The organism is Hymenobacter rubidus (assembly GCF_016734815.1).
GTDB lineage: Bacteria > Bacteroidota > Bacteroidia > Cytophagales > Hymenobacteraceae > Hymenobacter > Hymenobacter rubidus.
The window spans coordinates 203,611-224,233 of record NZ_JAERQF010000002.1; the positions used below are offsets into that span (position 1 = coordinate 203,611).

Below are 20,623 nucleotides of genomic sequence, written 5' to 3' on the forward strand. Positions count from 1 at the left end.
CGTGCTTCCAGTTTTACCCAACCACATCCCTAACGCATGCTCGACCAACTCCTCGCCCGCGCCGTTCAATGGAGCAGCCTCCCCCGGCTGGCGCGCGTGCGGGCGCAGCCCGAGAAGTTGCAAAGCCAGTTGCTGGCCCACTTGCTGGCCCGTGCGGCAGGCACGGAGTGGGGCCGCCGCTACGGCTTTGGCGAGAAAATAACGGCTGCCGATTTTGCCCGCCGCGTGCCCGTAAGCACCTACGAGCAGCTGTATCCGGAACTGGAAAAGGTGCTGCGCGGCCAGCCCGACGTGCTGTGGCCGGGGCGCCCACAATGGTTTGCCAAAAGCAGCGGCACCACCAATGCCCGCAGCAAGTTTATCCCCGTCACGGCCGAGGCGCTGCACACCTGCCACTACCGCGCCGGCCGCGACATGCTGGCGCTGAGCACCCATTTTTACCCCCAGGAGCGGCTGCTGGCCGGCAAAACCCTTTCGTTGGGCGGCGCGCACGGCCCCAATCCGTTCCGGCCGCAGGAGCCGGCCTCGCGGGTGGGCGACGTGTCGGCCGTCATCATGCAGCAACTGCCACCGTGGGCCCAGTGGCTGCGCACCCCGCCGCTGGAGTTGGCGCTACTGGATGAATGGGAGGAGAAAATGGAGCGCATTGCCGCGCATGTACTGCGGCAGGATGTGCGTGTGCTGGCCGGCGTGCCTACCTGGATGGTGGTGCTGCTGCGCCGCGTAGTAGCCCTGGCCGGCGCCGACGACATTACTCAGGTGTGGCCGCACCTGCGCCTGTTTTTGCACGGCGCGGTGGCCTTCGGGCCCTACCGGGAGCTGTTTCGCCAGCTCGTTCCCGATGCCCGCATGCGCTACCTCGAAATCTACAATGCTTCCGAGGGTTACTTTGCCATTCAGGACCAAAGAGATAGCGAGGACCTGCTGCTGCTGCTCGACCACGGCATCTACTACGAATTCCTGCCCGCCGACCAGTGGGCGGCACCCGACCCGCGCCCCGTTTCCCTAGCCGAAGTGGAGCTGCACCGGCCTTATGCCTTGGTCATCAGCACCAATGCCGGGCTGTGGCGCTACGTGGTGGGCGACACCGTGCGCTTTACCTCGCTGGTGCCCTACCGGGTGCGCATCACGGGCCGGACCAAGCATTTTCTCAATGCTTTCGGCGAAGAAGTCGTAATAGAGAACGCCGAAGCGGCCGTGGCGGCCGCCTGCCAAGCCACGGGCGCGGCAGTGCGCGACTTCACGGTGGCGCCCATTTGGTTTGCGCCCGGCAGCGCTACCTCCCGCGGCGGGCACGAATGGGCGCTGGAGTTTGCTCCCAACTCGGCCCCGCCCAACCTGGAGCAGTTTGGAGCGGTGCTTGATGCCACGCTGGGCGCTGTCAACTCTGATTACGCAGCCAAGCGCTACCGGAATATGGCCCTGGCGCCGCCCATGCTCCGGGCCGTGCCCGCAGGCACGTTTGATGCGTGGCTGGCCGGGCAAGGCAAGCTGGGCGGCCAGCACAAAGTGCCGCGCCTGCTCAACTCGCGCACCGTGCTGGAAGCCGTACTCACGACGGCTGCCGCCACCCCGAGCCGGGACTAACCCACAGGCAGCAAGCCTTCCGGCTGCATCAGCTGCGCCAAATCTGAGGTTTAATCGTGCCGGTGTGAATTACTCTGGGGATAGGTGGAATTATATCAACGGATAATTGGTAATATTACAGTAATATTCCCGCCCTGCCCTATTTTTCCAACAAGCCCGTGGCCCAAAATTCGGTATACAAACGCCCATACAAATCCCGAAAGCAACGCCGTGAATCGGCTCGTCGCAAACACGACGAATCCAAGGATGCCAAGTACCTCTTGCGCGTAGCCGGAGTAGTTGGCGTTGTGCTGCTCGTGGCCATTGTTTTTGCCATCAAAGGCTTGGCCGACCAATCAGCGGCTGTCTCGCAGGCCCTGCACTAAACGAAGTTAGCTTTCTGCAAAGAAGGGCTTTTCGGTTGGGCTATTCGTCGAGGATGCCGCCCAGCAGACTGCCGAGGACGCCGCCGCTTTCTTTCTGCGCATTGCCGCCGCTTGGCGCAAGGGCCCGAATGAGCTTTTTGACGGGCATCGATTGTATCCACACGCGGCCGGTGCCGCGCAGGGTGGCCAGCAGCAAGCCCTCGCCGCCGAATATCATCGACTTGAGGCCGCCGGCCCGGGCCACGCTGAAATCGATGCCCGGCTCGAAAGCCACCACGCAGCCGGTGTCCACGCGCAGAAGCTCGTTGTTGAGCTTTTTCTCGATAATGGTGCCGCCGGCGTGCACGAAGGCTTTGCCGTCGCCGGTGAGCTTTTGCAGGATAAAGCCTTCGCCCCCGAACAAGCCGGCCCCAAATTTCTGGTTGAAGTGCAGGCTGATTTTGGTGCCCCGCGCAGCGGCCAGAAACCCGTCTTTCTGCACGATGAGGCCAGTGGGCAGGTCCCGCAAGTCGATGGGAATGATGGTGCCGGGGTAAGGGGCCGAGAAGGCGACGCGGCTTTTGCCGTACCCGCCGCGGTGCGTGAAGTGGGTGAGAAACAGCGACTCGCCCGTGATGAGGCGGGTGCCCGCCGAAAACAGCTTGCCCATGAATCCCTGGTCGGGCTCGGAGCCGTCGCCCATCTTGGTTTCGAACGCGATGCCTTCTTCCATGTAAACCATGGCGCCGGCTTCGGCAATAACGGTTTCGTTGGGGTCTAGCTCAATTTCGAGAACCTGAATGTCGGAGCCAAGAATGCGGTAGTCGACGTCGTGCGAGTTCATAGCAAAGAACGGGGCGAATGATGCGGCCAAAGATAGCCGCAAAGCCCACTGGCTCGCCTAAAAGCCGTCCCAACTTCGGCAGCGGGCACACAATATTTTTCAATGACGGCGTTAGGAAAAAGATTTCAACTAATTTTATAGTTAAACTTAACGCTCTCGTCGTATGCGCCTTTCCCGCTGGTTGTTTCTTAGCTACGTAGCGTTGCTAGCTTCGTGTGCCGGTACCAAGTACAGCCCCCACGGTTTCTGGAAGCCCAACCGTTCGGACCGGCACGGGCTAGCCAGAGGACGCTGGCGCACCTATTACGACGATGCTAATAAGCAACCGTTCACCGCCGGGCAGTACCGACACGGGCGGCCCGTGCGCACCTTTCGCTACTACGCGCCCACGGGCCAGCTCGACCACTCTGAGGAGTATGGCCGTGACGGCTATTGCGAAGTAACCTACTGGCACGCCGGTGGACAGGTAGCGCGCCGGGGCCGGGCCCAATGGGTGACTGGCAAAGGCAAGGCGCCGCGCTTCTATTGGTACGGCCCTTGGACGAGCTACGACCCCGATGGGCAAATCACAAGCATTCAAAACTATACTGACGGCACTTTGAGCCGTACTGAAACCTACGAGCACGGCCAACTGACGCAGGTGGAAACCTACGAGGCCAGCCGAAAAATCCGCACTGAAAGCTATGCCGATGGCAAACTCATCAAAGTTGAAAACTTTGAGAACGGCCTCCGCACCGGCACCACGCACACCCTGTAACCCCCCGCCGCGTTACTCCTCCAACGGCAGTTCGCCACGGGTTTCGGCAGCTTCTTTTTCGGGGTCTTCCACTGTCTTTTTGCGCTTGGCCTCGCGGCTGGTGCGCTTGATAAATTCTTCGTCCGATTCTTCGGGCTCGGCCTCGTGGTGTCCGTCTTCGATGGGGAAGGCGTCGTCCTCGGTTTCGCCGGGAGCCGGCTTTTCGCCAAACTGGCCGGCCCGGTCGACCAGCTTCTTGTCGCGCACGTGGCGGCCCAGAAACTGGTTGATTTGCTCAATGCTGTAGTTGGACGTGATTTCGCCCAGCGGATTCACCCCAATCTCAAAGCCCTCCAATTCCTTGTGGACGCGGGCTTTTTTGGCAGGGTCGGCTGCGGTTTTCTTGGGCTTGACGGGTTTCTTGGCCATGACAGAAAGGGAGAGAAACAGAGATGGACTTTGCTTTACGCGAAACAGTGCCGACAGGTAGTGGGTTAGCCTGGCTTCAAGTAAAAAACCAACATTGTCCCACTTGTTTGGTCAGTGGCCGGAAATAAGCCGGGGCGGCGGCTACCTGCCGCCGCCCCGGCAACTGGTAGCGCCTGCCTGGAAAAGCGGTGCAGCCTTAGCCCAGCGCGACTACAGCGGCCCGCAACCGCTCAACTACTTCGGGCACGCCCAGAATCACCAGCGTTTCGAACAAATCGGGGCCGGCGGCAGCGCCGGTTACGGCCACGCGCAGGGCTTGCAGCACCTGGCCGGGTTTAAGGCCCTGGGCCGCCATGGTGTCGTTGAACAAGGTTTTCAGGTCTTCGGCCGAAACTGCGGGGGCACCAGGCAGGGCGGCGGCGTAGGCCGTGAGGGCAGCGCCTACTTCGGCATTCCACTTCTTGCTGACCACGGCTGGGTCGTACTCGGTAGGGGCCTGAAAGAAGTATTTGGCTTCCTGCCAGAAATCTTTCGGAAATGAAACCCGTTCTTTCATCACGCCCACAATCTGCTCGGCTTTTTCCGGCGAGCACACGATGGCGTGCTCGTGCAAGGCCTCCAGCAGGTAGGGCGCCAGCTCGGCGTTGGGTTTGGCGCGGAGGTAGTGCTCGTTGAACCACTTCACCTTGTTCTGGTCGAACTTGGCCGGCGACTTGCTCACGCGCTCAATGGAGAAGGCCTGAATCAGCTCGTCCATCGAGAAGATTTCCTGCTGCGAGCCAGGGTTCCAGCCCAGGAAGGCCAGGAAATTCACCAGTGCTTCAGGCAGGTAGCCGTCTTCGCGGTAGCCGCGGCTCAGGGTCGGCTCGCCGGTGTCGCCGTCGATGCCGTGCCATTCCAGCGGGAACACGGGGAAGCCCAGGCGGTCGCCGTCGCGCTTGCTGAGTTTGCCGGTGCCGTCGGGCTTGAGCAGCAGGGGCAAATGGGCAAACTGCGGCATGGTCTTCTCCCAGCCCAGGTAGCGGTAGAGCAGCACGTGCAGCGGCGCACTCGGCAGCCACTCCTCGCCGCGGATGACGTGCGAAATCTCCATCAAATGGTCGTCCACAATGTTGGCCAAGTGGTAAGTGGGCATGCCGTCCGACTTCATCAGCACCTTGTCGTCGATGGCGCTTGAATGCACCACCACCCAGCCGCGAATCAAATCCTGAAAGCGTACTTCCTCCTTGCGGGGCACTTTCAGGCGAATCACGTACTGCGCGCCGCCGTCGAGCAGGGCCTTCACCTCGTCCTCGGGCAGGGTGAGGGAGTTGCGCATCTGGGCGCGGGTGATGCTGTTGTACTGCGGGTTGGGCACCTTAGCGGCCTGCAGGCGGGCGCGCATGGCGTCCAGCTCCTCGGGCGTGTCGAAGGCGTAGTAGGCGTGGCCGTCGGCGATGAGCTGGTCGGCGTACTGCTTGTACATGGGCTTGCGCTCGCTCTGCTTGTAGGGCGCGTGCGGGCCACCCACGCCCACGCCTTCGTCAATCACGATGCCGCACCAGGCCAGGGCTTCCAGAATGTATTCCTCGGCGCCGGGCACGAAACGGTTTTGGTCGGTGTCTTCGATGCGCAGCAGCATCTTGCCGCCCAGTTTGCGGGCCAGCAGGTAGTTGTATAGCGCGGTGCGCACGCCGCCAATGTGCAGCGGCCCGGTGGGGGAGGGCGCAAAGCGCACCCGAACTTCTCTCTCAGTCATAACAGAAAAAAACGCGCTCCCGAGTTCGGAACGCGTCGCAAAGGTAAGGCCGTTGGCAGTAGCGTGGACCCTGCAAGCCCGCGGAAGCGGCAGGGCCAACCAATGCGCGGACTTACGGAGCCCACGCTACACTACTCGCCCCAGGGGTATAAGTCAGGCGGCCCGCTTTCGGTTGCCTGAATGGCCAGCGGGTGCAGGGCGCTGGTCTGGTCCGGGAACATAAACGCGTCGTACCGTTCCGGAACATCCGACAGCACGTAGTTGCCGAATTGCTCTGCCTGGGGCCGATACCCCACCCCAATGGCCCGATGCCCCAACGGCAGTTCGAAGCGTGCGTCGGTTTTCAACTCTTTGGATAGCAGCAGCGCATTTTGACCGTTGAGCTTGGTGTGCAGCTGGTCTTCCCAGGAGTTCCGAGTGGCCGCCGGCACGGGCATTTGTTCTATCGGCGCGCCCCATTTCTTGCCCGCAATAACGCCGCCTTGGTACGAGCCAACCCCCACGATGAACACCTGTCAACTGGGTGTAGGGGCGGCCGGCCGCCTGGCGGCGCAGCGTTCGAAGCTAGCCGTTGACTTCATGCTGGCAATCTTCCGACACGAAGGCCACGGCGCGGGCATATTCCTACGGGTCGGCGCTGTAGGGCTCGAAGCAACGGAAGGCTTGGCGGGCAGCCGTTGTGGCACCCTCGCCCTGCTGCTCCGCGTGGTGCAGCACTGCCTGCAACGATTCCCAGAGGCTGTACACGTCCAGGCCGTAGAAACCCACGCGGCGTCATTTCGTTCTCGAAGCCGGGTTGGTTGTCTTGTTGCGGCGGCAGGGAGGTAGGCTTGCGTTCCATGGAAGTAAGAGCAGAGTCAAGGTCGATGACCAACCGCCCGGTTCTACCAGTCAGCGTGCTCTCCCCTACGCCCGCTCACCAAGCTTTGTTAACACCGAGCTTGGCGCTACAAGGCCCTGCAAACTGCTTTTTTCTGCTTTGCGCTACGCATGCGCTGCCCTGCCACTCACGAGGAAGCAGCAAGGCAGCGCCACCGTATGCCAGGCTAAAGCAATGTTAATCACGGTTTTTGAAACCCAGCCAGAGCACCAGGCCCAGCAGGGCAATGCCGCCGCGAATGCCCCAGGCCATAGCCGGCCCCCACTTGTCTATCCAAGTCAGAAAAACGTAGTGCAGGTTGGGGTTAATCAGTGGCAGGACCATTGAAATAAGTCCCAGAATGAGCAGGCCGAGTCCAAGTTCTTTCATAAGCGGGTATAGAACATGCTTTAGCTTGTTCCTGCCGATAACGATGAGGCCAAAGCGGTAGTATGAGCAAGCCGTAGCCTGTTTTAGGCCGCCACCGCGATGCAGGAAATTTCCACCTCCACGTCGCGCGGCAATCGGCTTACTTCCACCGTTTCCCGCGCCGGAGCCACGGCTTCGTCAAAGTAGCTCCCATACACTTGGTTGATGGTGGCGAAGTTGCCCAGGTCCTTCACAAAAATGCTGCATTTCACCACGTCTGTCAGGGTTAGGCCGGCTGCGGCCAGCACCGCCGTCAGGTTGCGCAGCACTTGGTGGGTTTGGGCGGCCACATCGCCGGCCACCAGCTGCCCGGCGGCGTCCAGCGGTATCTGGCCCGAAACGTACACGGTGTTGCCTGCCTTCACGGCTTGCGAATAGGGACCAATGGGGGCCGGAGCCTGGTCGGTAAGAATAATTTGGTGGGGCATTTTATGGAGCTTTTAGCTGACAGCTATCAGCCGTTAGCTTTTGTTTGGTGGAGAACGACGGCTGTAAATTACACTGCTCTGCCGCAAAGGTGGTTTAAAAGCCAATAGCGGCTAGCCATCAGCCCCTTTCAAGGGAAGCTAACAGCTAGCCGCAATTGGCCAACAGCTCAAAAAGCTACTCCACCGTCACGGACTTTGCCAGGTTGCGGGGCTGGTCCACGTTGCAGCCGCGTAGCACGGCAATGTGGTAGGAGAGGAGTTGCAGCGGAATCACCGATACCAGCGGCATCAGCACCTCACTGGTATGGGGCACCTCAATTACGAATTCTGCCATGGCCGGAATCACGGTGTCGCCCTCGCTCACCACGGCGATGATGCGGCCTTTGCGGGCCTTCACTTCCTGAATGTTGCTCACCACTTTCTCGTACGAGCTGTCGCGAGTGGCAATGACCACCATCGGCATGTTCTCGTCAATCAGGGCAATGGGGCCGTGCTTCATCTCCGCCGCCGGGTAGCCCTCGGCGTGGATGTAGCTGATTTCCTTGAGCTTCAAGGCGCCTTCCAATGCGACCGGGAAGTTGTAGCCCCGGCCCAGGTAGAGGAAGTTGGTCGCGTCTTTGAATTCCTCGGCGATTTCCTGAATTTGGGCATCCAGCAGCAATGCTTTTTCTACTTTGGACGGAATGGTGTCCAGCTCCACCATCAGCTCGCGTAGCTTGGTGTCGGTGATGGTGCCGCGCTTCTGGCCCATAATCATGGCCAGCAAGGTCAGCACCGTCACTTGTGCGGTGAAGGCTTTGGTGCTTGCCACCCCAATTTCCGGGCCGGCGTGGGTATAAGCACCGGCATCAGTGGCGCGGGCAATGCTGCTGCCCACCACGTTGCACACCCCAAAAATGGTTGCGCCTTTGCTCTTGGCCAGTTCAATGGCCGCCAAGGTATCGGCCGTTTCGCCGCTTTGCGAAATGGCAATAACGATGTCGCGCTCCGTGATAATTGGGTTGCGGTAGCGGAACTCCGAAGCGTATTCCACTTCCACCGGAATGCGGGCCAAGTCCTCAATCAGGTATTCGGCCACCAGTCCGGCGTGCCAGCTCGTGCCGCAGGCCACGATGATGATGCGCTGCGCATTCACAAATTTTTGCTCGTAGGCCCGGATGCCGCCCATGTTCAGGTGGCTGCCGCCCAGCTCCAGACGCCCGCGCATGGAGTCCAGAATGGAGCGGGGCTGCTCAAAAATTTCCTTCAGCATGAAGTGCTCGTAGCCGCCTTTTTCGATGGAGTCGAGCTCCAGCTCCAGCTTCTGGATGTAAGGCGTCTGGCTTACATCTTCCTTGCTGCGGATTTCCAGTTGCCCGTCGCGGATGACCACGATTTCGTAGTCGTTCACATACACCACCTCGTTGGTGTATTCGATGATGGGGGTGGCATCCGACGCAATAAAGAATTCGCCTTCGCCAATGCCAATCACCATTGGCGAGCCTTTGCGGGCGGCGATGAGCTGGTTAGGCGCATCCTTGCTGAGCACCACAATGGCATAGGCGCCCACTACTTCGTGCAGCGCCAGCCGTACAGCTTCTTCCAGCGAGCAATGGTTCTGCTTCTGAATTTCCTCAATCAGGTTCACGAAAACCTCCGTGTCCGTATCGGAGTGGAAAACGTGCCCTTGCTTCTGTAAATGCGTTTTCAGCGAGGCATAGTTCTCGATAATGCCATTGTGAATAATGGCAATGCGCTCCGAAGTAGAATAGTGCGGGTGCGCGTTTTCGTCGTTGGGCTCGCCGTGGGTGGCCCAGCGGGTATGACCCATGCCCACCGTGGCATGGGTGTCTTTGGCCGCAATGTAGGCTTCAAGGTCACTGACCTTGCCCTTCTTTTTGTAAACATTGAGGTCGCCGTTGAGCAGCGCCACGCCCGCAGAGTCATAACCGCGGTACTCAAGCCGATGCAGGCCTTTGAGAATGATGGGGCAGGCCTCACGATGGCCCAGATAAGCAACAATGCCGCACATGGCAGGAAAAATTAAGGACGGAAAGAAAGGGCAAAAGCGGACAGCGAGCCTTTGCTCGGTGCGAAGCTAGCCATGCAGCACTACTTTTTAGACGAGTAGTATACGCGCAATCGAATAGTAGAGGCATCGATGGCCGCGCGGTTCAGCGACAGCGCCGAAGAGGTACGGGTAGCAGGCACGAGGACCAACGAAGCCGGGTTACCGTCGAGCTTGCTTTTTAAATAAGCGTCTAGGTAGCTGGTGATAAGCAAGTTGTAGTACTGCTGCGTCGTGCCGCCGTCTACAATGGTGCCCGCTGCCGGGCTACCTGCGCTCAATTGGTCGCTGCCGTCGCTCTGCACTACCCGGTCGGTGGGCAAATAGTTTATTGTGCGCTGCAATATCTGGTTGCGGGCGTCTACCTCCAGTGCGTAGATATAGGTGGGGTTCACAAACAGCGCGTTGCTGTAGGGCTTGATGGGCACGCGCAGTTCGGCGCGGTTGATGGTCAGGCCGGGAATGTTGGTCAGCTGCTCAAGGCCCTGGAAGGTGATGCGCGTACCCAGGCCCGTGCCTTCCTGCAAGTAGCTGGTCGGCACGCCATTTACCAACAAGTTGCTAGCCGATACCGCTTGGGTAAGGTCTGTCAGGGCACTGAGTGGAGTGCCGGACAGCGAGTTGGTGATTTGCGTGTAGTAGCGAGGGTCGCTGGCTGTGGCCAAGCCAACGCTGCTGTTAACGGGGCCAAAAAAGATGGAATATGAGTGCCAGGCCCGGCGCAACGGGGGCGCAGGGGCGGCCACGGCATCGTCGTGAAAAAAGAAGGCCAAGCGGGCATTATACGTCCGGCCAAAGCTGAGAATGGCACTGGAATAGCTGGCATTGGGGCCAATGGCCAAGCCATTTATCAGGGCGTCAAGCTTGGCTTGCGTGAGGGTGGTGGTGCCGCGTAGCGAGGTATAAAAACCGTCGAAAAACGGCGACGCCACTGCCGGTGCCGGGGCAAACGGCGCACTCACCGCAGCCGTGCGCTGCAGGGCCAGCCGCACCGTTTGGGTAAGCACGTTGGTATAGTACGTCGGAGTGGTCGCCGTCGAATCGGTCTTTACCCGCACCGTGCGGTCGAGCCGGCTGGTCACGTTCAGGCCCAGCGGTTGGGCTGTGGTGGCCGTGGTCGTGCTGCTGCTGTACGTTTGGCGCTCATCCAGGGGTGCTTGCAGATTATAAATGTCGAACCGGGCGGGCGTGGTCGTGCTGCCGTTCACATTATCAAACCCCATCACCAGCACCACCGAGTCGAGCACGGGAGTGGCGTACTTAGACGGCAGCGAGTCGTTCGAGCTGCCCGTTGTTGCGTTCAGGTATGCGCGGGCTTCGGTGGTGCCGGCCACGTTGTCGGCCAGGCGGCCAATCAGGAAATGGTCGGCTTTCTGGGTTCTTACCGGGGCAAAGCGCACGGTGGCCACGTCCACGCTCAGGTCTTTATAGAGCGTGTTGACGGCCGTGGTGTCGGGGAGGTCCACGTTCAGGGCCGTGCCGGTGTCGCAGCTGGCCAGGGCCAGCGCGGCCAGGGCCGTCAGAGGAGCACAGCGGCTAGTTAGCCAATTCATTGTAGAGCGCTAGGTAAGAAGAGTGCAGGTTTTCGTCGGTGGCCACCTGGCTGAGCCGGCTGTGGAGGGCGTATTCGTGGAACATGCCGTTCATGTTGTCGCTAAAGTCCTCGTCGGACCGTACCACGGTATCGGCATACTCCATGCCCATTTTGATGAAGCCGCTGAAATCGGCCGTTTTCAACGACGCCAGCATGGCATCGTCGATGTCGAGCATCTTCGCTTTTTCCAGAATGTTGCCCTCAAATTTGTCGTCGAACTCGTTGTTGTAAATCGAGAACACCGATTTGGCATCCTTGAACACCGGGTCTTTTTTGTAGGTGGTTTTCAGGTATAGCGGAATCAGGCCCGTCATCCAATCGGAACAGTGCACGATGTTGGGCGACCAGCCCAGCTTCTTCACGGTTTCGAGCACACCTTTGCAGAAAAAGATGGCGCGCTCGTCGTTGTCGGCGTAAAACTTGTCGTTTTTGTCAACCAGGGCCGATTTGCGGTGGAAATAGTCTTCGTTATCGATAAAATATACCTGCAGCTTGGCAGTAGGAATAGAAGCTACCTTGATAACCAAAGGTTTCTCGTCGTCGCCCACGGCAATGTTGATGCCCGAAAGGCGCACTACTTCGTGCAGCCGGTTCTTGCGTTCGTTGATGATGCCAAAACGTGGGACGAAAATGCGAATTTCGCAGCCCATTTCCTGCATGCTGGCGGGGAGCCGACGCAGCATTTCAGCCACCTTGGTGGTCTGCAGAAACGGGTCAATTTCGGTGGCCGCGTAGAGGATGCGTAGCTTCGACATAAAGGGATTATTGAAGAGAATGGAACAGGGCCATACTATGGGTGCACAAAATTACACAATTTTGCGCGGAAATTCAACATAAATCTACTTCGGGGGCTATTCCAGCGACCTTCCACGTTCATGCAGATACTCACTACCGCGGCCGGGTTGCAGGCCTACACCGAACAAGCCCGCAGCCGGGGCCAGCGCATTGGCTTGGTGCCCACCATGGGGGCCCTGCACGCCGGCCACCTGCAACTGGTGCAAGCGGCCCGTGCCGAATGCAACGAAGTGGTGGCCACCGTCTTTGTCAACCCCACGCAGTTCAACAATCCGGAGGACTTTCGGCTGTACCCGCGGGTGCCGGAGGCCGATGCCGAGTTGCTGGCCCCGGCCGGCTGCACGGCGCTGTTCGTGCCGTCGGTGGCCGAAATATACCCCCAGCCAACGGTGCTGAAATTTGATTTTGGCCCCCTGGAACGGGTCATGGAAGGGGCGCACCGGGCCGGGCATTTCAACGGCGTGGCCACGGTAGTGAGCAAGCTGTTCCACCTGGCCCGCCCGCACCGGGCCTATTTTGGGCAGAAGGACTGGCAGCAGGTGGCCATTGTGCGCCAACTGGTGGCCGACTTGTCGTTCGACCTGGAAATCGTGGCCCGTCCCACTGTTCGGGAAGCCGACGGGCTGGCCATGTCCTCGCGCAATCGCCGGCTGGGCCCGGCGGCCCGCGCCGCTGCTCCGCTGCTGCACCAGGTGCTGGTTGCCGCTGCTGCCCAGGTTCGGGACGGGGTAGCGCCCGCGCAGGTCCGGGCGGCGGCGGAAACGGCGCTTGGGCAAGAACCGCTCATTGCCCCCGAATACGTGGAAGTGGCCGATGCCCAGACCCTGCAACCACTGGAAACTTACGTGCCCGGCCGGGCCGTGGTGCTGTGCCTCGCCGCGCACCTAGGGGGCGTCCGGTTGATTGACAACGTGCTGGTGGAATAGGGCGGTTGCTTTCGCGTGGCACCGATGCACCACGCGGTTCGGTTTTACCTTTGTCGGCTTACGGCATCCCTATCCGTTTCCATTACCATTGAAGAATTTCGTTACCATCGTAAAGTATGCTCTGCTGCTGAGTATTTCGGCCGCGCTGATGTGGTATGCGGTACGGGGGCAGGACCTTTCGCGCATTGGGCATTACATCGCCACGGCCAATTATTTCTGGCTGGCGCTGACGCTGTCGCTGTCGACGCTGGGCTATTTTAGCCGGGCCTACCGCTGGCAGATGCAGCTCAAGGCTTCGCAGACTCCGGCACCGTACTGGCCCGTGTACCACGCCATGATGGTGGGCTACCTGGCCAACCTGGTGCTGCCGCGCATGGGCGAAGTCATTCGCTGCTCGGTGCTGCGCCGCACCAGCGGCGTACCGGTGCAAGTAGCCATTGGCACGGTGGTGACGGAACGGGTAATTGACGTGCTGGTCTTGTTAGGGCTGCTCAGTACGCTGCTGTTACTGGATTTTAATACCTTCTGGAGGTTTGTAGCGGTCGAAATACTGGGGGGGCGCTACGAAACGCTGGCCCGCAACCCGCTGCCACTATTCATTGCCGGCTTTGTGGGCGCGATTCTGTTGGTAGTGGCCGGAGTCGCTCTGTTCCGCAACTTGGAGCGCCTGCGCCAGAATGCGTTTTTCAACAAAGCCATTGTCTTCGTGAAAGGCTTGTTGGCGGGCGTATTCAGCGTACTAAAGCTGGAAAACAAGTGGCTGTTCGTGTTTCATACCCTCTTTACCTGGGGCGTGTATTACCTCATGGATTACCTGGCCTTCTACTGTTTTCCGGAAACTTATAACCTCGACATGCGGGCCGGCCTGGCCGTGCTGACGTTTGGTGCCTTTGGCATGGCCGCGCCGGTGGCGGGCGGCATTGGGCCATTCCATGTGCTGGTGCAGGGGGTACTCATTGTGTATGGGGTGAGCAAAGAGGCCGGCATTGCCTACGCCCTGGTGGTGCACGGCGCGCAAACCCTGCTGGTGGTGCTGATGGGCGGCATCAGCTTCATTGCCGTAGCCGCAGTGGACAAAGGCAGCGTGCTGACCGAAGCCGAAGCGCTGGCAGACGAGCCGCTCACGACGGAGTGACGCTGCGCTTAATGAAGGATTAAGAATGAGGAATGAAGAATTGGGATGGTTCATCCTGCTTTTATCCTTCAATAAACAGCCGCGTCAATTGCTCATTCCTTATTCTTAATTCTTCATTAAGCGCAGCGTATCATGTGGACCAAGGATAAAATTCTGACCCCGGAGCAGGTGCCCGCCGCCGTGGCGGACTGGCGCGCTGCCGGGCGCAAAGTGGTGTTCACCAACGGTTGCTTCGATTTGTTGCACTTGGGCCACGTCGACTATCTGGAGCACGCCCGGCACCTGGGCGATGCCTTGGTGGTCGGCCTCAATACGGATGCTTCGGTGAGCTGTTTGAAGCCCGGCCGGCCCATTCAGGACGAGGGGGCGCGGGCCCGCATCCTGGCCTCGCTGGCCTTTGTAGATGCGGTGGTGCTTTTTGGCGAGCCCACGCCGCTGGCCCTGATTGAACTGGTGCAGCCTGACGTGCTGGTGAAGGGCGACGACTACGCCATTGACGGAATTGTGGGCCACGAATTCGTGTTGAACCGAGGCGGGCAGGTGCTCACGGTGCCGTTGGTGCCGGGCTACAGTACCTCGCGCATTGTTGAGCGCATTTTGCGCACGACCTAACTGTTTTTTCCCATTCCCTTATCATGTATTTCCTGCTCATTCTGCTCACGTTCGTTAGCTGGGGCATCCAGTGGCGGCTGCGCAGCAAATTCAAACAGTACGCCCAGATTCGGTTGAGTTCGGGGCTGAGTGGGGCCGAAGTCGCCGCCAAGATGCTGGCCGACCACGGCATCTACGACGTGCGCGTCATCAGCACCGACGGCCAGCTGACCGACCACTACAACCCCGCCGACAAAACCGTTAACCTGAGCGAGGGCGTGTATGCGGAGCGGAGCGCCTCGGCGGCGGCCATTGCGGCCCACGAGTGCGGCCACGCGGTGCAGCACGCCACGGCGTATTCCATGCTGCAGTTTCGTTCGGCGCTGGTGCCCACGCTTAGCGCGGTGTCGCGCTACATGCCCATCATTTTGCTGATAGGCTTCTTCACCATCAATCGCACGCCCTACCCGTTGGGCATTGGCATTGCGTTGTTTGGCCTGACCACCCTGTTTTCGTTTATCACGCTGCCGGTTGAGTTCGACGCCTCGCGGCGCGCCTTGGCTTGGATGGATAAGCGCGGCGTGGTGAATGCCGAGGAGCACGCCATGGCCCAAGATGCGCTATGGTGGGCTGCCATGACGTATGTGGTCGCCGCGCTGGCTTCGCTGGCCTCGTTGCTGTACTACGTCAACATCTTTATGCGGCGCCGCTAGGGGCGTTGCGCCCGTTGCCACGGTTTGGAGCCGCCGGCCTGCATCGCAGGCCCGCGGCTTTTTTTGTTAAGCACTCATGCTCAGCAGGCTGCTTTATTAGCGACATGCTTTAAGTTTCACAACGCATCTATTGGTACATATAAAATAATAATTATTGATAATTGGCTTATACCTGCTACTTTGCAACTGCCTTCCTTCTTACTGCGGTTCGGCTGCTATCACCCTTTCCAGGTAGCACAGTCGCCGGCCGCGGGGTCCCTTTTTCTGCCTGCGTCATGATTGTGTCTACCCCGGCCGCTCTGGTAGCGGCCCCGCCCACCCTGTTTCGGCAGGGCCTGCTGGCCTTATTGCGCGAGCAATGGCCCCAGCTACAGCTCACCCTCACGGCCGATGCCACGCAGGTACCCGACCTAGTGGCCCGCCACACTTTCGAGCTGATTGTGTTTGACGGCGCCCTGCCCGGACTGGCCCTGCCGGCCTTGCTGGACCGCCTGCACCGCCTGCGCCCCACGCAGCGCCTGCTGGTGCTGGCCGACCCGCGCACCCTCGCCCAGCGCAGCGATGCCCTGACGTGGCCCGGCACGCAACTGCTGCTGCCCAGTCATGTGCCACCCCACGCGCTGGCTGCCGCCCTGGCACCCTGGCTGGATGCTCCGCCGAAGGAGGCGCCGGTGCCCTCGCGCCTCAACCCGCCTTATACCATCCAAAACGGCTTTAGCAGGCGGGAGCTGGAAGTGTTGCGCCTGGTGGTGGCCGACTGTTGCAACGAGGAAATTGCCAACCGCCTGTTCATCAACGTGCGCACCGTGGAAAGCCATCGGCGCAACCTGCTGCAAAAGGCGGGCACCCGCACACTGGTGGGGCTGGCTGCCCGCGCCGTGCGCGAAGGCTGGGTGGCATAAGCAGGTTTCAGTGCTGGCACTGATGCAATAGGGGTGAGAAAAGCCTTGCTTTATCAACCTGTGGCGTAGTATTGAACGGCGGCGTTATGCGGCTACTTACTCACTCTTTTCTGCAGTTGCATAGCGGCCGGAGCTGACCTGCTGCACCTGGCAGAAGACCACATCGGCAAAAAATACGTGCATGTGCTGGTGCCAGAGGACACCCCTAACTCGCACGGCCCTTGGAACGGAATCTGCACCTACGCCCAGCGCAACCCCGGTGCCGCCTGGTACCCCGAGCTGCAAAGCCGCCTCACCCGCCTGACCGACCTGCGCGAAGCCGTGAAAGGCGAAATCCACCGCCTGCTGGCGAATGATTTCGGGTATTTCAGCTAAAAACAGCTAATTCGGGATAGTCCCTCCATCAGAACGGTCATGCTTCGACAAGCGCAGCATGACCGTTCTGATAGGCTGTGTCTTACTTTCTCCTCAACTGGTACCCAAGCTTCTTATGCCGTACCCGCTTCGGCTCCACATTGCTCAGGCGGTGCAGAAACCACCAGCAAGGCGAGATGCTATACGCAAGCACGCAGCTCAGCAGTGAGATTCTGGGTATGGCACGCTGGCGAGCAGGTGTGTTAGTGGCTGAAAGAGTGGTGCAAAGAAAAAAATGGCCGGACCGGCTGGTTTATAGTGCTTTGCGCTTGCCAACGCAGCATTTTCACCTTATACTCATAGGAGGATGGCCAACTTGCTGCCCTAATTTAACCCACTTCATTATGCTGAATCTGTTTACTCCTGCAGCGCTCCGGCGCTGTTTAGTGGCTGGTGCTGCCCTGCTTGGACTGGCGGCTCCTGCCCTGGCTCAGCGCCTGCCCTCCTTTCCGGGGGCCGAAGGGGCGGGCCGCTACGTTACCGGCGGCCGGGGCACGGCCTCCGTGCCCACCACGGTGTTTGAGGTGACGAGCCTGGCCGATACCAACACGCCCGGTACGCTGCGCTATGCGTTGGGGGCCACGGCCACGGCCCGCACCATTGTGTTTCGGGTGTGCGGCACCATTCACCTCACGTCGAAACTCAATATCTCGCGGCCCAACACCACCATCGCGGGGCAAACGGCTCCCGGCGACGGCATTTGTCTGGCCGATTACCCGGTGGCCGTGAGTACCGACAACGTGGTCGTGCGCTTTATGCGCTTCCGCATGGGCGATAAAAACCAGAAGCTGGTGGATGCCTCGGGTAACCCGCTGAACGGTAGCGGGGGCGACGACTCGTTCGGGGGCCTCAACCACAGCCGCATTATCATCGACCACTGCACCATGAGCTGGAGCGACGACGAAGCCTTCACCTTCTACGGCGCTACCACCGACAGCATGACCCTGCAATGGAACCTCATCAGCGAGCCGCTGAACTACTCCTACCACTTCGAAACCGGCGATACGGACTACGAGCGCCACGGCTACGGCGGCATCTGGGGCGGGCGCTACGCTTCGTTTCACCACAACCTGTTTGCCCACTGCAACAGCCGCACTCCGCGCTGGAACGGCGCCCGCTACGGCGTGCCCATCGGCTCCGAAAACTGTGACTTCCGCAACAACGTCGTCTACAATTGGGGCATTAACAACACCTACGGCGGGGAGGGCGGCAACTACAACATGGTGAATAACTACTACAAGTGGGGCCCCAACAGCAGCTCGCATACCCGTATTCTGAACCCCAGCAAGCAAACCACGGCCCCCATTCTGCCCTATCCGCAGGTGTACCTGACGGGCAACTACCTGGATGGCTCGTCCACCATCACGGCCCACAACTGGAAGGGCGTGGTGATGGGCGGTGGCGTGGCAGCCGATACTGTGCAGTCCAAAGTGAACACCCCTTTCTCCTTTCTGCCCATCACGACCCAAACGGCTACCGATGCCTACAGCTCGGTGCTGCAATATGCCGGGTGCGTGCTGCCGGCGCGCGATTTATTGGACCAGCGCATTATCAGCGACGTGCAAAATCGGACGGGGGGCTTCATCGACGTGCAGGGCGGCTTTCCGCACGGCACGGCCTACGCCCTCACCACCGGCGCCTGGCCCGTGCTCACCTGCGGCCCCGCGCCCGCCGACACCGACCATGACGGCATGACCGACGCCTACGAAACCGCCCACGGCCTGAACCTGAACGACCCCACCGACCGCTACGCTATTGGTGCGGGCGGCTACACCAACCTCGAAAACTATCTCAACGGCCTGGCCGCCACCGTCGTTTTGGCCACCAGCAACCCGGCCCAGGCCCTCGCCCGCACCCTCGAAGCTTTCCCCAATCCTACCACCGACCAGCTCACCCTGAGCTACCCAGCGGCCAGTGTCGGCGCCACCTTCCAGGTCCTGGACGCGCTGGGCCGCGTGGTGCTGGCCGGGGCGGCGCCGGTAGGCTCAACCCAGGCCTCGTTTAGCCTCCAGGCCTTGCCCGCCGGGCTCTACGAAGTACTGTATTTGAATGCCGGCCAGCGCCTGACAAAGAAGGTGAGCCGACAGTAGTTTGAGTTAACCGATAAAAAGAAGAAGCGCCGCGTCAGGGAATTCCCCAGCACGGCGCTTTCTTTTTTTACGGGCAATTACCCCAGCTTCTTGTACCGCACGCGCTTGGGCTCCACGTCGCCCAGGCGCTTGCGCTTGGCTTCCTCGTAGTCCGAGAAGTTGCCCTCGAACCACACCACCTCCGAGTCGCCCTCGAAGGCCAGGATGTGCGTGGCCAGCCGGTCCAGAAACCACCGGTCGTGACTGATGATGACGGCGCAGCCGGCGAAGTTCTCCAGCGCGTCTTCCAGCGCCCGGATGGCGTTTACGTCCAGGTCGTTGGTGGGCTCGTCGAGCAGCAGCAGGTTGGCGCCCTGCTTGAGCGTCATGGCCAAGTGCACGCGGTTTTTCTCGCCGCCCGAGAGCGTGCCGACTTTCTTCTCCTGGTCGCCGCCGCCGAAATTGAACTTGCTCACGTAGGCGCGGGAGTTCACCGGCCGGCCGGCCAGCAGCATGGTTTCGGTGCCGCCCGTGATGGTGTCGAACACCGACTTGGCGCCGTCCAGCGTGTCGTGCTGCTGGTCGATGTAGGCCGTCTGGACGGTGGGCCCGACCACAAACGTGCCCGCGTCAGGTTGCATCTGTTCCGTGATGAGGCGGAAGAGCGTGGTTTTGCCCGCCCCGTTCGGCCCGATGATGCCTACGATGCCGCCCTGCGGCAGCGCAAAGCTCAGGTTCTCAAACAGCAGCTTGTCGCCAAACGCTTTGGTGATGCCCTCGGCCTCAATGACCTGCGCGCCCAGGCGCGGGCCGTCCGGAATGAACAGCTCCAGCTTTTGCTCCTTGTCCTTTGCTTCCTCGCTGGCCAGCTTGTCGTAGTTGGCCAGGCGGGCCTTGCCCTTGCTCTGCCGGGCTTTCGGCGACATGCGTACCCATTCCAGCTCGCGCTGCAGGGTTTTGGCGCGCTTGCTTTCCTGGTTTTCTTCCTTGGCCAGGCGGTCGGTTTTCTGCTCCAGCCAGCTGCTATAATTGCCCTTCCACGGAATGCCGCTGCCCCGGTCCAGCTCCAGAATCCAGCCCGCCACGTTGTCGAGGAAGTACCGGTCGTGAGTCACGGCGATGACCGTGCCTTTGTATTGCTGCAGGTGTTGTTCCAGCCACAGCACGCTTTCGGCGTCGAGGTGGTTGGTGGGTTCGTCCAGCAGCAGCACGTCGGGCTCTTGCAGCAGCAGGCGGCACAGCGCCACCCGGCGCTTCTCGCCCCCCGAGAGCGTTCCGATAATGGCCTCCTGCGGCGGCGTGCGCAGGGCGTCCATGGCGCGCTCCAGCTTCGAGTCGAGGTTCCAGGCGTCGAGTTGGTCGAGGCGCTCCTGCACCTTGCCCTGGCGGTCGAGCAACTTGTCGAAATCCGCGTCCTCGGCCCCGAAGGCCTCGTTAATTTCGTCGTATTCCTTCAGCAAAGCTACGGTTTCGGCGGCGCCTTCTTCCACTACCTCGCGCACGGTTTTAGTGGGGTCGAGCTGGGGCTCCTGCTCGAGGTAGCCCACCGAGTAGCCGGGCGAAAACACTACTTCGCCCTGAAACTGCTTATCGACGCCGGCAATGATTTTCAGCAGGCTCGACTTGCCCGAGCCGTTCAAACCCAGCACGCCGATTTTGGCGCCGTAAAAAAAAGACAGATAAATATTCTTAAGAACTTGCTTCTGCGGCGGGTAAATTTTACTCACGCCGGCCATGCTGAAAATGATGGTCTGGTCGCTCATGGGAAGGGCTTTGCGGATGAAAAGTGTGCGGAAGTGCTAGGATTTGCCCAATCTGGCGGCTGCGCAGCGTGCGTAGGCCCGCTGCCGCGATAAGGCAGGGCAAAGAACGGCAAACCTGTCGGGAGAACCTGCATCTGGTTTCGGCTTCCCCGCACAATCGAGAATCGGCTAACCCGCCGCGTCAGCACATCATTTCATCACCTTTTTACCGTAAACTTGTAGTTCCTTCCCGGTCCACGTTCCAACTTTAGCCCCCTTTCTGCCCGCTCAATCATATATC

At 60.4% G+C, this 20,623-nt stretch carries 20 protein-coding genes; 9 read left to right on the forward strand and 11 right to left on the reverse strand.

All coding sequences use genetic code 11. The annotated features are described in order from the left end of the window. Positions 1 to 36: 36 nt before the first annotated feature. Entirely contained in the window at positions 37 to 1,587 is a 1,551-nt protein-coding gene (locus JKL48_RS02160) for a GH3 auxin-responsive promoter family protein (RefSeq protein WP_201977925.1), read from the forward strand. Positions 1,588 to 1,992: 405 nt separating this feature from the next. Here the strand turns inward: JKL48_RS02160 and JKL48_RS02165 are convergent, their stop codons facing one another. Next, positions 1,993 to 2,775, reverse strand: a complete 783-nt coding sequence (locus JKL48_RS02165) for a TIGR00266 family protein (RefSeq protein WP_201977927.1) — start codon at positions 2,773 to 2,775, stop codon at positions 1,993 to 1,995. A 163-nt stretch (positions 2,776 to 2,938) separates the two neighbouring features. Between JKL48_RS02165 and JKL48_RS02170 the strand changes: the two genes are divergently transcribed. After that, positions 2,939 to 3,532, forward strand: coding sequence for a toxin-antitoxin system YwqK family antitoxin (locus JKL48_RS02170; protein WP_201977929.1), 594 nt, complete (start codon positions 2,939 to 2,941; stop codon positions 3,530 to 3,532). A 12-nt stretch (positions 3,533 to 3,544) separates the two neighbouring features. Here JKL48_RS02170 and JKL48_RS02175 read toward each other — a convergent pair whose 3' ends face one another. From JKL48_RS02175 to JKL48_RS02215, 9 genes are all read right to left on the reverse strand, one after another. Beyond that, positions 3,545 to 3,940 (reverse strand): hypothetical protein, encoded by a 396-nt coding sequence (locus JKL48_RS02175; RefSeq protein ID WP_201977931.1) that lies wholly within the window; start codon positions 3,938 to 3,940, stop codon positions 3,545 to 3,547. Between the two features lie 196 nt (positions 3,941 to 4,136). Next, positions 4,137 to 5,678, reverse strand: a complete 1,542-nt coding sequence (gene gltX, locus JKL48_RS02180; RefSeq protein WP_201977938.1) for a glutamate--tRNA ligase — start codon at positions 5,676 to 5,678, stop codon at positions 4,137 to 4,139. Between the two features lie 131 nt (positions 5,679 to 5,809). Further along, on the reverse strand, positions 5,810 to 6,181 hold the full coding sequence (locus tag JKL48_RS02185) for an erythromycin esterase family protein (RefSeq protein WP_201977939.1): 372 nt from the start codon (positions 6,179 to 6,181) through the stop codon (positions 5,810 to 5,812). A 121-nt stretch (positions 6,182 to 6,302) separates the two neighbouring features. Next, a complete protein-coding gene (locus JKL48_RS02190) occupies positions 6,303 to 6,446 on the reverse strand; it encodes an erythromycin esterase family protein (protein WP_201977942.1) in 144 nt (47 codons plus the stop codon). Positions 6,447 to 6,735: 289 nt separating this feature from the next. Beyond that, positions 6,736 to 6,927, reverse strand: coding sequence for a hypothetical protein (locus JKL48_RS02195; protein WP_201977943.1), 192 nt, complete (start codon positions 6,925 to 6,927; stop codon positions 6,736 to 6,738). 83 nt (positions 6,928 to 7,010) lie between these two features. After that, positions 7,011 to 7,394: a RidA family protein gene (locus tag JKL48_RS02200; RefSeq protein ID WP_201977946.1), complete on the reverse strand. Its 384-nt coding sequence runs from the start codon at positions 7,392 to 7,394 to the stop codon at positions 7,011 to 7,013. Between the two features lie 175 nt (positions 7,395 to 7,569). Beyond that, positions 7,570 to 9,405 carry a glutamine--fructose-6-phosphate transaminase (isomerizing) gene (gene glmS / locus JKL48_RS02205; protein WP_201977948.1) on the reverse strand — a complete coding sequence of 612 codons (1,836 nt, stop codon included), beginning with the start codon at positions 9,403 to 9,405 and terminating at the stop codon, positions 7,570 to 7,572. Positions 9,406 to 9,485: 80 nt separating this feature from the next. After that, entirely contained in the window at positions 9,486 to 10,994 is a 1,509-nt protein-coding gene (locus JKL48_RS02210) for a DUF4270 family protein (RefSeq protein ID WP_201977950.1), read from the reverse strand. After that, entirely contained in the window at positions 10,978 to 11,790 is an 813-nt protein-coding gene (locus JKL48_RS02215) for a glycogen/starch synthase (protein WP_201977952.1), read from the reverse strand. The genes JKL48_RS02210 and JKL48_RS02215 overlap by 17 nt, the downstream gene beginning before the upstream one ends. A gap of 120 nt (positions 11,791 to 11,910) precedes the next feature. On the opposite strand from JKL48_RS02215, the gene panC reads away from it, so the two are divergent. The 7 genes from panC to JKL48_RS02250 all read left to right on the forward strand — a co-directional run bounded on the left by panC (position 11,911) and on the right by JKL48_RS02250 (position 18,601). Beyond that, a complete protein-coding gene (gene panC / locus JKL48_RS02220) occupies positions 11,911 to 12,756 on the forward strand; it encodes a pantoate--beta-alanine ligase (protein WP_201977953.1) in 846 nt (281 codons plus the stop codon). An 88-nt stretch (positions 12,757 to 12,844) separates the two neighbouring features. Beyond that, complete coding sequence (locus JKL48_RS02225) at positions 12,845 to 13,891, forward strand: lysylphosphatidylglycerol synthase transmembrane domain-containing protein (protein WP_201977954.1); 1,047 nt, start codon at positions 12,845 to 12,847, stop codon at positions 13,889 to 13,891. 132 nt (positions 13,892 to 14,023) lie between these two features. After that, positions 14,024 to 14,503: a D-glycero-beta-D-manno-heptose 1-phosphate adenylyltransferase gene (rfaE2, locus tag JKL48_RS02230; protein WP_201977955.1), complete on the forward strand. Its 480-nt coding sequence runs from the start codon at positions 14,024 to 14,026 to the stop codon at positions 14,501 to 14,503. 23 nt (positions 14,504 to 14,526) lie between these two features. Further along, entirely contained in the window at positions 14,527 to 15,195 is a 669-nt protein-coding gene (locus JKL48_RS02235) for a zinc metallopeptidase (RefSeq protein WP_201977956.1), read from the forward strand. Between the two features lie 275 nt (positions 15,196 to 15,470). Beyond that, a complete protein-coding gene (locus JKL48_RS02240; protein ID WP_201977958.1) occupies positions 15,471 to 16,097 on the forward strand; it encodes a helix-turn-helix transcriptional regulator in 627 nt (208 codons plus the stop codon). 189 nt (positions 16,098 to 16,286) lie between these two features. Beyond that, positions 16,287 to 16,472, forward strand: a complete 186-nt coding sequence (locus JKL48_RS02245; protein ID WP_201977959.1) for a hypothetical protein — start codon at positions 16,287 to 16,289, stop codon at positions 16,470 to 16,472. A 383-nt stretch (positions 16,473 to 16,855) separates the two neighbouring features. Beyond that, positions 16,856 to 18,601 (forward strand): T9SS type A sorting domain-containing protein, encoded by a 1,746-nt coding sequence (locus JKL48_RS02250; protein WP_201977967.1) that lies wholly within the window; start codon positions 16,856 to 16,858, stop codon positions 18,599 to 18,601. A 77-nt stretch (positions 18,602 to 18,678) separates the two neighbouring features. Here the strand turns inward: JKL48_RS02250 and ettA are convergent, their stop codons facing one another. Next, positions 18,679 to 20,343, reverse strand: a complete 1,665-nt coding sequence (ettA, locus tag JKL48_RS02255; RefSeq protein ID WP_201977971.1) for an energy-dependent translational throttle protein EttA — start codon at positions 20,341 to 20,343, stop codon at positions 18,679 to 18,681. Positions 20,344 to 20,623 lie beyond the last annotated feature (280 nt).